Below are 13,264 nucleotides of genomic sequence, written 5' to 3' on the forward strand. Positions count from 1 at the left end.
TGGGGAACATTGGGCCTGCCGCGCCGCAGCTCAGGTCAGCGGCCCGGGTGTGACCACCCCCGGCGCCGCCTCCCGCTCCCGGAACAGCCAGGCCGACAGCAGGCCGGCCCCCACCGTCACGCCGCCCATCAGCAGGAACGACCCGCGCAGCCCCACCCGGTCGCCCAGCACGCCGGCCGCCGCGATCGACAGGGCGCTGGCCGTGCCGGACACCGTGCCCAGCACGGATCCGACCCGGCCGCGCACCTGCGGCGCCGTGGAGGTCTGGAAGATGGTCGACATGGCGGTCTGCATGGGCGCGGCGGCCAGTCCCAGCAGCACCTCGTTGGGCAGCACCTGCCAGATGCCGGTCAGGCGCGAGACCAGCGCCAGCGACAGGCCCGCGACGACCATGGCCGCCGGCCCCAGCAGCCGGGCGCTGAGGCGGGCGGCCAGCACCGTGACCAGAGCGCTGGAGAGCACCATCGCCAGCGTCATCGCCAGTTCCACGCCGCCCAGCCAGCCCACCGAGACCCTCAGTTCGCGGTCGAGAAACGGCGCGTAGAGCACCTGCGTGGCCCCCAGGCCCAGCTCCCCCACCCCGACGGCGATCAGGATGCCCGTCAGGGCGCGGGAACGCCCGATCACGCGCAGCCCCTCGCGCAGCTCGGCCAGGAAGCCGGGGCCGGCGCCGCGCTGGGCCGCACCGTCCGGGGTGCTCTGCCGGATGCCCGCGACCAGGGCGGCGGCGGCCAGGAAGGTCAGGCCGTCGACCAGGAACACCGGCCAGGTGGTGTGCAGGAACCCGACCACGAGGCCCACCACGGCGGCGCCCAGGGCGGCCGCCGCGATCCGGCCGGAGTGCATCAGGGCGTTCGCAGCCAGCAGCCCACCCTCCGGGATAAGGGTGGGCATCAGGGCGCTGCGGGCCGGCATGAACAGCGTGCCCAGCGCCGCCTGCACGAAGCCCAGGGCGTACAGCGCCCACAGGTGCCCACCGAGCGCCGCCGGGATGAACCCCAGCACCAGCAGTCCGCGCAGCAGATCACTGACGACCATGATGCGCTGGCGGTCGAGGCGGTCCACGAACACGCCCGCCACCAGCCCGAACACGACCTGAGGCACCGTGACCGCCAGCGCCATGCCCGCGACGGCGGCTGTGGAGTGCGTCAGGGCGTTCACCACGATGATCAGGGCCAGCGAGGTCAGGGTGCTGCCGAACTGGGAGACCAGGTGGGCCAGCCACAGACGCTGGAAGTTCGCCAGCTTCAGGAGTTCCCTGGCACTCAGGGGCGCAGCGGTGAGGGGCACGGCGGTGTCAGTCATAGGGTGGCCTCGGTCTCGGGTGAGGGCGGACGGGGAAGGCGGCAACGGACGGGCGGGCGACGCGGGCACTCCGGACGGGGTTCAGGGGTGGCCCCCCTCCGGCACACGCGCCGACAGACCCCTCTTCTTCCCACTCCTGCGTGCTCTGAGTTTTCGATGAGTCGACTATAAAAAATATGAAGATGGCCTGGGGAAAAAAATGACCGGGCGATCCGCGAGCGTATAGACAGGTTCTGCTCCGACCCCGGAGTGGAGGGCAAGGCAGTGTCCTGGCGCCGGCCCTGCCCGTCCGGCGCCGACAGCGCCGCCCCACGCGCGGGGCCCCTCTGTTACCCTGAGCCCAATGAATCAAGGCGAAGTGCGCTGGAGCGCCGTGGTGCTGGGCGGTGGCGATCCTGGCGACGCCTTCGCGGCGGCCCACGGAGTCAAGGTCAAACCCCTCATTCCCATCTGCGGTGAACCGATGGCGCTGCATGTGCTCCGTGCCCTGCGCGGCAGCGGGCGGATCGGGCGCGTCGCCTACGTGGGGCCGACCACCCCCGCGCTGCACGAGCTGATCGACGTGCGCGTGACCGACCACGGCACCCTGCTGAGCAATCTGGAGGCCGGGGTCGAGGCGCTCAGTGCGGGCGTGCGCCCCGGCGAGCGCGTGCTGGTGGTGACCGCCGACGTGCCCATGATCACCGCCCAGCAGGTGCAGGACGTGCTGGACAGCGCGCCCCTGGACGCCGGACTGGTCTACCCGGTGGTGCGCCGCGAGGTGGTCGAGGCCGCGTATCCCGGCGTGAAACGCACCTACGCGCGGGTGCGCGACGGGACGTTCACGGGCGGCAACCTGTTCATCCTCGACCCGGCGCTCATCGGCCGCTTCCTGCCCCGGCTGCGCGAGGTGCTGGCGGCCCGCAAGGCTCCGCTGCGGCTGGCCGCGCTGATCGGGCCGGGCATCCTGGCGCAGCTGCTCACCGGCCGCCTGACCGTGGAGGCGCTCGAGGCCCGGGTCTCGGCCATCCTGGGGGTCAGGGCGCGGGCGCTGATCACCCCCCACGCCTCGGTCGGGACAGACGTCGACAAGGACGCGGACCTGACGCTCGCGGAGGCCCAGCTGAGCACCCAGACCGCCTGATCCGGGCCGCGCAGAGCGTGAAAAAACTGTCTACGTTCGCCCTTGCGCCCCCTGAACAGGGTGTGCATACTGTCCCCCATGCCGCACATCATCACCAGCCCCTGCATTGGCACCAAGGATCAGGCCTGCACCGAAGTCTGCCCCGTGGAGTGCATCTACGACGCCGGGGACATGTTCCTGATCCACCCCGACGAATGCATCGACTGCGGCGCCTGCGTGCCCGCCTGCCCGGTCAGCGCCATCTTCCCCGAGGAGGACGTGCCGGCCGGCGAGGAGAGCTTCATCGAGCGCAACCGCGTGCACTTCGGCCTCTAAAGCCAGCCCCAGGCCGTCTCCAGGGCGGAGCACTCCGGACATCGCGCGTCCGGGTGCTCCGCTTTTCATGTGGCGGGGGGTGCTCGCTTGCCTGCGGCTTTCGCCGGGGGCTAGGATGATTCCGCCCGTGTCGGTGGCCCCTGTCTCCTAGGGCGGGGCGGGCCGACTCCTGCGGGCACCCCGTGTCCACGGAAGGGAGGTGATGACGTGCAGTACGAACAGGTTGAAGCGGAACCCCCCAGTTGGCCGCCCGGACGCCCTCAGCCCACGCCATCCCACCACCGGAGGACGCGCCATGCACCACACTGAGAGACTGCCCAGGCGGCCCACGTGCTGACCTACTACCGCTCCATCGGCGGGAAGCTGACCACCCTGGACGGCTACACCGACGGCTGCTGGATCAACGCCGCCGACCCCACCCCCGAGGAACTGGCCCGCGTGAGCCGCGAGACCGGCCTGGAACTCGATTACCTGTCCTATCCCCTCGACCCGGACGAGAGATCGCGCTTCGAGCGCGAGGACGGGCAGCTGCTGATGATCATGCAGACCAGCTACCGCCTCCCCGAGGAGAGCGACATCCCCTACGACACGGTGCCGCTGGGCATCCTGCACACCGATCACTGCATCGTGACGGTATGCGCGCTGCCCGAGAATCCGGTCGTCAAGGACGTGCTGAGCGGGCTGGTGCGGCGGGTCAGCACGGTCAAGAAGAACCGCCTGACGCTGCAGCTCTTTCTGCGCAACGCCCAGCGCTTCCTGATCGATGTGCGGCAGATCAACAAGCGCGTGGACGCGATCGAGGACAAGCTGGAGAACTCGCAGCAGAACCGCGAGCTGCTGAACCTGCTGAAGCTGGAAAAGAGCCTGGTGTACTTCATGACCGGCCTGAAGGCCAACGAGGCCATGATGGAGCGGGTCAAGCGCGACCGCATCTTCGAGATGTACGAGGAAGACAGCGACCTGCTCGATGACGTGCTGATCGAAAACCTGCAGGCCATCGAGATGGCGAGCATCGCCAGCAACATCCTGACCTCCATGGCCGGGGCGTTCGCCAGCGTCATCAGCAACAACGTCAATCAGGTCGTCAAGGTGCTGACGGTCACGACCATCCTGGTGGCGATTCCCACGCTGGTCACCAGCATCTTCGGCATGAACGTGCCGGTGCCCTTCCACGACGATCCCAACGGCATCTGGATCGTGCTGGCGATCGCCGTGGCGCTGGCGGGCACGCTGGCCCTGACCTTCTACCGGCTGCGCGTGCTGTGAGGGCCGGCGGGCGGCGCCCTGGCCCGTCGAGCAGGCAAACCGTCGAACAGGCAAACCGTCTAAAGGTCGAACTACCTCTCTTCTGTTCGACCGTTCGACCCTTAGACCTTTAGACCCTTCAGTCCTGCCCGGTGATGTACAGCAGCGCGCCGAACAGCGCGAGGTTCTTCAGGAACTGCACCTGCTGCTGCGAGCGCTCCTTGCCCTGCTTGTCCCAGAAGGGGTGGCCGATCACGGTGGTGGGCACCAGACTGGCGGCCAGGGCGGTGCTCATCAGGCGGGGGGCCACGCCCAGGGCCAGCAGGGCGCCGGCACCCACCATGACACCGGAATTGATCTTGACCGCCAGTTCGGGCTCGGGCACCTCGGCGCCGCGCGCCGCGCGCACGATCGGTTCAGGGTTCTGCAGGTGATCCAGCCCGTTGCGGATAAAGACGCTCGAAAGTAGGGCCCGGCCGATAAATCCTGTCACGCTCATGCAGACCTCCGTGGAATGTTCCGGAGTGTAGCGCAGCCCCCCGGCCGCCCTGGGTGACTCCGGCTTCAGAGACCTTGAGCTTCCCTGGGCCGGGGGAGGGCCTCAGAGCCCCTGGATGGCCGAGAGCTGCCGGCCCAGATCGACCATGATGTCCTGCACGGCCCGCGTGCCGGCTTCCAGCAACTGCACGTACTCGGTCTGCGTGAGCGGGCCTTCCTCGGCCCCGCCCTGCACCTCGATGATCATGCCGGTGTCGGTGGCGACCACGTTCAGGTCGGCCCGCGCCACCTTGTCTTCCACGTAGTCCAGATCGACCCGCAGCTGGTCGCCGACCAGGCCCACGCTGATGGCCCCGACATTGTGGACGACCGGCCACTCGCTGAGCCTGCCGGAGTTGATGAGGTGGTCGCAGAAATCGTGCAGCGCCGCGTGCCCGGCCAGGATGCTCGCCACGCGGGTGCCGCCGTCGGCCACCAGCACGTCGCAGTCCACGTAGAGGGTCTGGTTGCGGAAGTGGCGCAGGTCGAGCGAACTCCTCAGGGCGCGCCCCAGCAGGCGCTGGATCTCGTGGCGCCGGCCGTTCTGCAGGTTGCGCTCTCTGGCCTGGCGATCCTCGGTGGCGCGCGGCAGCATGGCGTACTCGGCGGTCAGCCAGCCCTCCTTGGAGCCGCGCATGTGCGGAGCGGGCTTGTCCTCCAGCGTGACGGTCGCCAGGATCTCGGTGCGCCCGAGCTTCAGGTGGGCGCTGCCGGGGGCGTGAGGATTCACGCCGCGCTTGACGATCAGCGGGCGGGGGGTCAGCAGATCGCGGTCGTCGCGGGGAGGCAGTTTGGGGGCGGACTTGTGGGGAGCGCTCATGTCTGGATGGACTCGATTCTCGGCGCCTCTGGGGGCGCCGACGGGATGTGCCCTCCATTGTGCCCGTTTTCGGTGCTCAGGGTGGCGATCACGGGCCGCAGCGCCTCGGCGCTCCCGGTCACGAGGTAGGTGACCTGGCCCGCGTCGTCCCGGTCATTGAGCAGTCCCGCGCCCTCCAGCACGCGCCGGGTGTGCCGGGCGACCGCCGCGCCGCTGTCGACCAGCGTGAGGGTCTCGCCGAACTCGGCCCGGATGCTCCCGGCCAGGAAGGGGTAGTGCGTGCAGCCCAGCACGAGCTGATCGGCCCCGGCCCGGGCCAGCGGGGTCAGCACCTCCCGCAGCACCTCCCGCGCCCGCGCGCCCTGCGCCTGCCCCGCCTCGACCAGCGGCACCAGCTCGGTGCTGACCGCCTGCAGCACCCGCACCCCGGCGGGCACGGCGAAGCGCTCGATCACGTCGCGCAGCAGCGTGCCGCGCAGGGTGCCGGGCGTGGCCAGTACGCCCACCACCCCGGAGCGCGTGGCCTCCACCGCCGGCTTGACCGCCGGCACCAGCCCGATGATCGGCAGCTCGAAGCGGGCGCGCAGGTGATCCAGACTGAAGGCCGAGGCCGTGTTGCAGGCCACCACCACCGCCTTGACGCCGCGTGCGTGCAGCGCCGAGACCGCCCGGTTCGTCAGCTCGCGGATCTCGTCGTCGGGGCGCGCGCCGTAGGGCATGTGGGCGGTATCGCCCAGATAGAGCCAGTCTTCGGCCGGCAGTGAACGCCGCAACTCGGCCAGCACGCTCAGGCCACCCACACCACTGTCCATGACCCCGATGGGCGCCGCGCTGCTCATAGCCGCGATGATAGGGCCCGGGGCGCGCTAGCGTGAACTCCGGATGACCGGCCCGCTGCCTGACCTGGAGCCCTGGCGCTGGCTGCTCGCCGGACTGGCCGCCCTGCTGATCGGCTTCGCCAAGTCCGGCGTGCCCGGCGCCGGGATTCTGTTCGTGCCGCTGATGGTCTCGGTGTTCGGGGCGCGGCTGTCGGTGGGCGCGACCCTGCCCCTGCTGCTGCTGGGCGACCTGCTGGGCGTGCTGATCTACCGCGCGCACGCCGACGTGCCCACCCTGCGCCGTCTGGCCCCCTGGGTGGCGGGCGGGCTGGGGCTGGGGGCGGGCGTGCTGTGGGGGCTGGGGCGGGCGCCGGCGGGCGGCGCGTGGCTGGGGCCGCTCATCGGGGCGGTGATTCTGGCGCTGCTGGGCCTGACCCTGGCGCAGCGGCGCGGCTGGCTGACGTGGCGGCCCCAGTCGGCCGCCAGCGTGGCCTCGGTCGGCCTCCTGACCGGCCTGACCACCATGGTCGCCAACGCCGCCGGGCCGGTCACGGGCCTGTACCTGAGTGCGCTGGGCCAGTCGGCCCGGACACTGGTGGGCACCAGCGCGTGGCTCTATCTGCTCATCAACCTCGGCAAGGGGGCGCTGCTGCTCCTGCTGAGCCTGGACACATCGGCCCCGCCGCTGTTCACCCCGGACACCCTCTGGGCGAACCTGATTCTGGCACCGCTGGTGGGCCTGGGCGCCCTGCTGGGCCGCGCCTTCCTGCCCCGGCTGCGCGAGGACACGTTCACCACGCTGCTGCTCGTGCTGGCCGGCGTGGCGGCGGTCAGGCTGCTGTTTCCGGGGTAAGGGCGCCGGGGCGGTCTGACCTGCCCTGATCCCGACTGTTTCAGATCGGTGGCGCGACCTGAGCCAGTTCCGCCACCGTCCATTCGCCGTCGACCTGGCGGAGCACCGAATACGCCGCGTTCTCGTGCGTGAAGCGGCCATCGGCCCAGGCGGCGGCGGGGTCGGCGCCCAGCAGCACGATGAGCAGGGCCTGCAGGGCGAAGCCGTGCGAGACGACGACCGCCGTCTCATGTGGGCTCAACACGGGTTCGATGGCCTGCCACATGCGCCGCCCGACCCCGGCGGCCGTCTCGCCTCCGGGAAAGGCCGGGGCGCCGGTTCTGTCCAGCACCTCGGCGCGGTGGTCGTGCAGGTCGCGGTACGAGCGGCCCACCCAGGTGCCGCAGTCCACCTCCTGCAGCCCGTCCAGCACCGCGACCTCGCCGCGCAGCGCCCCGGCGATCGCCTGCGCGGTGTCCTGGGCGCGGCGGTAGGTGCTGGCGTAGATGCGGGGCGTGAGCAGCCCCAGCGTCCGCAGATGCTCGCCCAGCGCGCGGGCCTGCGCCTGCCCCCGTTCGGTCAGAGCGTCGCTCTGGCTGCCCGGCCCCCGGAACACCTGTTCGGTGTTGCCGGCCGACTCGCCGTGGCGCACCAGCACCAGCTTCATGCCCGCACCGTGTGGCCCGCCCCGCGCAGGGCGCTCAGCGCGTCGTCCAGCCGCTCCGACTTGACCAGCACGTAGTCCGTATCGAAGGTGCTCAGCGCGAAGATGCCCACGCCGGCGTCCCGCAACGGGTTCAGTACGGCCGCCAGGATGCCGGTCAGGGTGAACTCGAAGGGGCCGTGCAGTTTCAGGGCCGTCCAGCCGCGCTCGCACTTCGCGCCTGTGGGCACGAACGCTTCCTCGCAGACCAGCGAGAGTTCGCCCCCGGTGCCGGTCAGGGAAAAGAATTCGCCCCCCAGCACGGGCAGTGGCGCGTCGGGGGGCAGCTGAGCGACGGCGAACCTCGCGGGCAGCACGGACAGGGTGAGCTGGGGCGACATGGCCTCAGGAGAGCACGCCTGTTGATCCTCCAACCGCACCCTGCACTGCTGTCCGGTGGACGGCGGGAGAGCGGCGGGATCGGACGGAAGTTCCGTCTCCTCCCCTACTCGCGCCAGATGGCCCAGTGCTCGTCGAGCTTGTCCATGTCTTCCTTGCTGCGCCCGCCCTCCCGCAGCAGGGTCAGGATCTGGCCCCGGTGGTGGCTGTCATGGACGATCGTGTGCTGCAGGAAGTGCGCGGGACTGGTCTGGTAGGTGCCCTCGTTCCAGGGATCGGGGAAGGTGCGGCCCTCCTCCAGCGCAGCCTGAACCGCCGTCACGGCGGCTTCGTCGCCGGCGGTGAAGGCGTCGCCCAGTTCATGCGGAGCTTTCTCGTGCCAGCGCCACTGCGGATCGCCGTCGGCGTCCTTCCGGGTGTGATCCAGCAGCGGCTCGGCGTGCTCGCGCGAGATGTTCCACAGCCACCCGACCCGGAAGCTCGCCATGTGCCGCAGCGTCTGCGCGACCGTCATGCCGCCCCGGCCGTCCGAGAGGTCATAGTCGGCGGGCGTCAGGGCCTCCAGCAGAAAGGCGTTCACGCGGGCGTTGCGCCGGAACGATTCGAGCAGCAATGTCAGGTCGGTCATGTCATGTCTCCTTTGGCGTGCCCAGAAGGATCTCGCCGCTGCGACGGGATACCGGCGACGTTCCTATCCTGCCGGCACCACCCTGCTCATCACACAGTTGCCCTTGCCCTTGGGCCGCAGGTACGTGAAGCCGGCCTGTTCGTAAACCCTCCGGGTGCCGTTGTACAGGAACGAGGCCGACACTTTCTTCCCCTGGGTGTCGTGGGGGTAGCCCTCCACGGTGCCGCCGCCCGCCTGCGCGATCAGGTGCAGCGCTCCCCGCAGCGCGACGGCCGCCACCCCCTGACGCCGGTACGCCTTGTCCACGAAAATGCAGGTCAACCGGTAATCGGGCGGGGTGGTCTGCGTGGCCTCGTATTCCTTGCGGTGGTGGATGTTCGGCAGCTCCACAGGGGGGCCGTACTGGCACCAGGCCACGGCGGCCTCTCCGTCGAAGACGACCGCCGCGTGTGCCCGGCCCTCGCAGACCAGGCGCTCTTTCAGGGCGCGGTTGCCCTCTGCCGTGTGGGTCTTCTCGGCCTGGGTGGTGTGGAACCACGTGCACCAGCAGCCGCCCCACACACCGTTGTGCCGCAGGGCGAGGCGGGCGTAAGCGTCCCAGGTGGAAGCATCGAGCGGCTTCACGACCAGTGCTGGCAGGGCGGCCACGTCGGAACGACGCTTCCGTGTCATGGCGTCCTCTTCAGGGCGTGCAGGGGGTGGAGAGCTGGCGGCGTCGGCATGGGTCAACCTCCGGGCAGTTCCCAGGTCAGCGTGTAGTGGTGCACGCCATCCACCCGGTTCAGCGTCAGGGCGCCGGACATGCCGCTCAGCTCGCCGCTGCCGGAGTGTGGGACGACCTCGTAGGTCAGGCTGGACTGCCCGGCGTGCATGTCGCCCGACTGCCGGAACGCGAAGGAGCCGCCGCGCCCCGCCAGGGTTCCGGTAAAGACCTCCAGCACGACATACGAGGCGGTGCCGCTGGCCGGGTCGCCCACCGAGAGCATCTCGCCGCGGCTGTGGCCGCTGAGATCACCGCTCCAGGTCTTATCGAAGTGCATCCTCCCGATGGCCGGGCTGGGCGCCTGGGCCGGAGCGTGGGGCGTCAGGGTGATCTGGAAGGTGCCGTGGGGGGCTGGGGTCAAGTGGGCCTCCGGAGGCGGCTGGGGCGCGGGGAAGGGCGGTGAGGGGGTGGCCGCGAGGTTGTCGGTTGCGGCGAGCATACCCGGTGCCCGCCCTCAGGAGCGATCCCAGAAGTCCGGCGGCTGGGTGCCGAGTTCGCGCAGATAGACCATCCCCTGCCCCCGGTGATGCACCTCGTTGTCGATGGAGCCGATGACGGCCGTGAACACCAGCATCTCGCCCCAGGACAGTGTCAGCGTCTCGCCGTAGCGCTCTGCGGGCACGCCGGGCAGGCCGGTCTCAATCCGCGCGGTCTGGCCGTCCCAGGCGGCCAGCACCGCGGCTCTGTCGGTGCCGGGCAGCGTGTCCCAGGTCGGCTCGCCCCAGTCGCCGTCCAGCAGGCCGCGCAGGGTGTAGGCCGTCTGGCCGTGCAGTTCCCAGACCATCTCGCCGAAGGGCCGCAGGGGGGGCGCGGGCGAGAAGGTGAACAGCGCGTCCGGGGGGAAGGCCGCGATCACGCGCCGGGTCAGGTGGCGGTGGCCCAGCCAGTGGGCGGCGAATACAGAAGGCTCGATCACGGCTCACCGCTCAAAGAAAGCGGGAGGCTCTATGCCCAGCGCCCGCAGGTACACATAGCCCTGGCCCCGGTGGTGGATTTCGTTGTCGATGGCGTACAACACGCTGTCCAGCGGCGGCATGGTGCCCCAGGCCATGTCCTGCGGGCGGGTGAACCAATCCGGGTCGGCGGCGGGCAGGGCGGCGTCCAGGGCCGGGGTCAGGGCGTCCCAGGCGGCCAGCAGGGCGGCGCGGCTCTGGGGCGGGGCGGTCTCGGGTTCATGCCAGCTCCAGTCGTCGGTGGTCAGGCCGGTCAGGTTGTAAGCACTGACGCCAGACATCTCCCAGGCCAGTTCCCCGAAGGGGCGCATCCCGCCGACGCTGAAACTGAACAGCTGGTCTTCGGGGAAAGCCTCGATGACGCGGCGGGTCAGGGCACGGTGCCCCTGCCAGTGCGCCCGCAGGGCGTCGAGCGACAGGACGGACGAGCTGGTCGTGGTGGTCATGTGGGTACTGGTCATACCGGAACCTCCCGGGGTTGAATCTGCCCTCAGCATAATCTGGATTCCCGACAGAACGTGACGCCTTTTACACTTACACTGTTCCTATGTACGACCCGTCCATGCGCGTGCTGACGGTGCTGGAACTCCTGCAGTCGCGCGAGACCGTGACCGGCGCGGAACTCGCCCGCCGCCTGGAGGTCAGCCCGCGCACCGTGCAGCGCTACGTGACCCGCCTGCAGGATCTGGGCATCCCGGTCGAGGGCAAACGCGGCGTGGGGGGCTCGTACCGCCTGAAACCGGGCTTCCGGCTGCCGCCGCTGATGTTCACGGGCGAGGAAGCGCTGGCCCTGACGCTGGGGCTGCAGGCCCTGCGACACCTGGGGCTCGACGCCCTGACCCCCGCCGCGCAGGGCGCCAGTGCCAAGCTGCTGCGAACCCTGCCCCACGCCCTGCGCGAAGGAGTTCAGGCGCTGGAGGGCGCCGTGCAGCTCGACACCTCTCCCTGGGTGATCCGCACCGACGCGGCGCTGCTCTCGGCGCTGCTGCGGGCCGTGCGCGGGGCGCAGGTCGTGAGCTTCTCCTACGCCTCGCCACAGACCCCGCCGGCGAAGCGCCGCGCGAACCTCTACCGGGTCGTGCACCAGGGGGGCCGCTGGTACGCGGTGGGCTGGTGCCAGCTGCGCGCGGGCCTGCGCTCCTTCCGGCTCGACCGGATGCAGGCGCTGGAGGTGCTGGACGAGACCTTCACGCCGCCCGCGGACTTCGACGCCGTGGCCTACCTGCGCTCGCACCTGCCGGCCACCCCGGAGACGCACGAGATCGACGTCTGGCTGGGCCGGCCACCAGAGGACTTGCGCGGCCAGGTCTCCGGCTGGTTCACCGAGCTGAGTGCCGAGGAGGGAGGCACCCGCCTGCGCGCCCGGCGCGAGCATATGCAGAGCTTCGCCGCCTTCCTGCTGGGCCTGGACTGCGAGCTGCGGATCTTCAGCCCGCGGTCGCTGCTGGACACCTTCGCCGCGCTGGGCGCCCGCTGCGCGGCCCTCCAGGTGGGGACGCCCCACCGGGCCGGGGGACAGTCAGGCCACGCCGGCGCGGGTCACAGCGCTCCCTGACAGCGGTAGCCAGACCACTGGTCTGGGGCGAGCAGACTGGCACAGCTCCGCAGGAGAGCGAGGAGCCGCCATAAACAGCGGCTGCAGTGGAGCCCAGGGGGGTGTCGTTCACCCGTAGGCGCAACGGAGTGCCGCTGTGAGTCCGGGGCGCCCGCCCTCAATTCACCAGTTCCACGAAATCGTCGTCCTCGCCCTCGGCGGCCAGCGGCAGGGTGCAGTAGAAGGTCGCGCCCTTGCCCCGCTCGGACTCGACCCAGATGGTGCCGCCGTGCTCCTCGATGGCCAGCTTGCAGAAGGCCAGGCCCATCCCGGTGTCGAAGCGGCCATGCAGGGTCAGGCGGCTCTGCTCGAAGGCGGCGAACAGGTTGGGAATGTCCTCGGCGGGAATGCCCTCGCCGTCGTCGCGCACGAGCAGCTGCACGCCATCAGGCACGGAACGCACCAGCAGCGCGATCACGCCGCCCGTGGTCGTGTGCTTCATGGCGTTGCTGATCAGGTTCGCCAGCACCCGCCGCAGGATCTCCGGATCGACACTGGCCGGCGAGAGATCCTGCTCGACCTCCACGCGGATGTGCCGGTCGCGCAGGCCGCTGCCCACGTCGCCGCGCGCGAGCTCGATGACCTCCGCGAACATCGGGCTGAAGACCAGTTCACGCTTCAGGTTCATCTTGCCGGCCTGGATCTTGCGCACGTCCAGCATGTTCACCGCGAGGTGCAGGAGGTGCTGGGTCTCGTCGCGGGCGACCTTGATCAGCTCGCGGTTGTCCTCGGGCACGCGGTCGTCCTCGTAGACGATCTCCAGCAGGCCCATCACGGCGGCGATGGGGTTTTTCAGGTCGTGCACCAGCATGTGCACCAGCTGGTCGCGCACCCGTTCCTCGTGCTCCCAGGTGTCCATGCGGCGCTGCAACGCAGCGATGCGCGCCTGCGTGTCGCGGTGCTGCTGCGAGCGGCCCAGCAGGGTTCTGACCTGCAGCACCAGCGCCGCCGTGGGCGTGGTGTCGCTGATCAGGGCGTCGGCGCCGGCGCCCAGCATCTCGCCCAGGCCCTGGGTGCCCACCGCCAGCCAGCGGGTGCCGGCGAGTTCGGCACGCTGGCGCAGCATGGGCAGCACCTGCCACAGCGGCACGCCGGGCGTGTCGGTGTACAGCAGCGCCACGTCCGGCGGCGTGACGTGGGCTTCACGCAGCAGCGTTTCCGCGTCAGCGACCGGGATCAGGGTGACCTGGGGCAGCGCGTGGACGAGGGTCGCCGTGCGGGCCGGGTCGGCCGAGACGACAAAGACCGTGGGGGAATCAGCGGTTGGCATGAACTTCCGGCCAGTGTAC

17 protein-coding genes are annotated in these 13,264 nt (G+C 70.4%); 5 read left to right on the plus strand and 12 right to left on the minus strand.

Features of this window, described 5'->3' with window-relative positions; all coding sequences use genetic code 11:
• Positions 1-30: 30 nt before the first annotated feature.
• Entirely contained in the window at positions 31-1,305 is a 1,275-nt protein-coding gene (locus tag CVO96_RS07155; protein WP_103311631.1) for an MFS transporter, read from the minus strand.
• A gap of 343 nt (positions 1,306-1,648) precedes the next feature.
• Between CVO96_RS07155 and CVO96_RS07160 the strand changes: the two genes are divergently transcribed.
• From CVO96_RS07160 to CVO96_RS07170, 3 genes are all read left to right on the plus strand, one after another.
• A complete protein-coding gene (locus tag CVO96_RS07160) occupies positions 1,649-2,428 on the plus strand; it encodes an NTP transferase domain-containing protein (protein WP_103311632.1) in 780 nt (259 codons plus the stop codon).
• A gap of 78 nt (positions 2,429-2,506) precedes the next feature.
• The gene (locus tag CVO96_RS07165; protein ID WP_103311633.1) at positions 2,507-2,743 is read left to right on the plus strand and encodes a ferredoxin; all 237 of its coding nucleotides are present in this window, start codon (positions 2,507-2,509) and stop codon (positions 2,741-2,743) included.
• A 330-nt stretch (positions 2,744-3,073) separates the two neighbouring features.
• Positions 3,074-4,009 (plus strand): magnesium transporter CorA family protein, encoded by a 936-nt coding sequence (locus tag CVO96_RS07170; RefSeq protein ID WP_103311634.1) that lies wholly within the window; start codon positions 3,074-3,076, stop codon positions 4,007-4,009.
• A gap of 118 nt (positions 4,010-4,127) precedes the next feature.
• Here the strand turns inward: CVO96_RS07170 and CVO96_RS07175 are convergent, their stop codons facing one another.
• From CVO96_RS07175 to murI, 3 genes are all read right to left on the minus strand, one after another.
• Positions 4,128-4,487 carry a DoxX family protein gene (locus CVO96_RS07175; RefSeq protein ID WP_103311635.1) on the minus strand — a complete coding sequence of 120 codons (360 nt, stop codon included), beginning with the start codon at positions 4,485-4,487 and terminating at the stop codon, positions 4,128-4,130.
• 102 nt (positions 4,488-4,589) lie between these two features.
• Positions 4,590-5,345 carry a ribonuclease PH gene (gene rph, locus CVO96_RS07180; protein ID WP_103311636.1) on the minus strand — a complete coding sequence of 252 codons (756 nt, stop codon included), beginning with the start codon at positions 5,343-5,345 and terminating at the stop codon, positions 4,590-4,592.
• Positions 5,342-6,184: a glutamate racemase gene (murI, locus tag CVO96_RS07185; protein WP_103311637.1), complete on the minus strand. Its 843-nt coding sequence runs from the start codon at positions 6,182-6,184 to the stop codon at positions 5,342-5,344. Before murI ends, rph begins: the two co-directional genes overlap by 4 nt.
• A 43-nt stretch (positions 6,185-6,227) precedes the next feature.
• Between murI and CVO96_RS07190 the strand changes: the two genes are divergently transcribed.
• Positions 6,228-7,016, plus strand: a complete 789-nt coding sequence (locus tag CVO96_RS07190) for a TSUP family transporter (RefSeq protein ID WP_103311638.1) — start codon at positions 6,228-6,230, stop codon at positions 7,014-7,016.
• 40 nt (positions 7,017-7,056) lie between these two features.
• Here CVO96_RS07190 and CVO96_RS07195 read toward each other — a convergent pair whose 3' ends face one another.
• From CVO96_RS07195 to CVO96_RS07225, 7 genes are all read right to left on the minus strand, one after another.
• A complete protein-coding gene (locus CVO96_RS07195) occupies positions 7,057-7,662 on the minus strand; it encodes a histidine phosphatase family protein (protein ID WP_103311639.1) in 606 nt (201 codons plus the stop codon).
• Entirely contained in the window at positions 7,659-8,039 is a 381-nt protein-coding gene (locus CVO96_RS07200; protein ID WP_103311640.1) for an ACT domain-containing protein, read from the minus strand. The genes CVO96_RS07195 and CVO96_RS07200 overlap by 4 nt, the downstream gene beginning before the upstream one ends.
• Before the next feature lie 104 nt (positions 8,040-8,143).
• Positions 8,144-8,665 carry a DinB family protein gene (locus CVO96_RS07205; protein WP_103311641.1) on the minus strand — a complete coding sequence of 174 codons (522 nt, stop codon included), beginning with the start codon at positions 8,663-8,665 and terminating at the stop codon, positions 8,144-8,146.
• A 63-nt stretch (positions 8,666-8,728) separates the two neighbouring features.
• Positions 8,729-9,337, minus strand: coding sequence for a GNAT family N-acetyltransferase (locus tag CVO96_RS07210; protein WP_207795282.1), 609 nt, complete (start codon positions 9,335-9,337; stop codon positions 8,729-8,731).
• 53 nt (positions 9,338-9,390) lie between these two features.
• Entirely contained in the window at positions 9,391-9,789 is a 399-nt protein-coding gene (locus CVO96_RS07215) for a DUF3224 domain-containing protein (protein WP_207795283.1), read from the minus strand.
• 93 nt (positions 9,790-9,882) lie between these two features.
• Positions 9,883-10,344, minus strand: a complete 462-nt coding sequence (locus tag CVO96_RS07220; RefSeq protein ID WP_103311643.1) for a DinB family protein — start codon at positions 10,342-10,344, stop codon at positions 9,883-9,885.
• A 3-nt stretch (positions 10,345-10,347) separates the two neighbouring features.
• The gene (locus tag CVO96_RS07225; RefSeq protein ID WP_243398205.1) at positions 10,348-10,842 is read right to left on the minus strand and encodes a DinB family protein; all 495 of its coding nucleotides are present in this window, start codon (positions 10,840-10,842) and stop codon (positions 10,348-10,350) included.
• An 86-nt stretch (positions 10,843-10,928) separates the two neighbouring features.
• On the opposite strand from CVO96_RS07225, the gene CVO96_RS07230 reads away from it, so the two are divergent.
• On the plus strand, positions 10,929-11,936 hold the full coding sequence (locus CVO96_RS07230) for a helix-turn-helix transcriptional regulator (RefSeq protein WP_103311644.1): 1,008 nt from the start codon (positions 10,929-10,931) through the stop codon (positions 11,934-11,936).
• Between the two features lie 157 nt (positions 11,937-12,093).
• Here the strand turns inward: CVO96_RS07230 and CVO96_RS07235 are convergent, their stop codons facing one another.
• Entirely contained in the window at positions 12,094-13,245 is a 1,152-nt protein-coding gene (locus CVO96_RS07235) for an ATP-binding protein (protein ID WP_103311645.1), read from the minus strand.
• Positions 13,246-13,264 lie beyond the last annotated feature (19 nt).

The organism is Deinococcus koreensis (assembly GCF_002901445.1).
Lineage (GTDB): Bacteria > Deinococcota > Deinococci > Deinococcales > Deinococcaceae > Deinococcus > Deinococcus koreensis.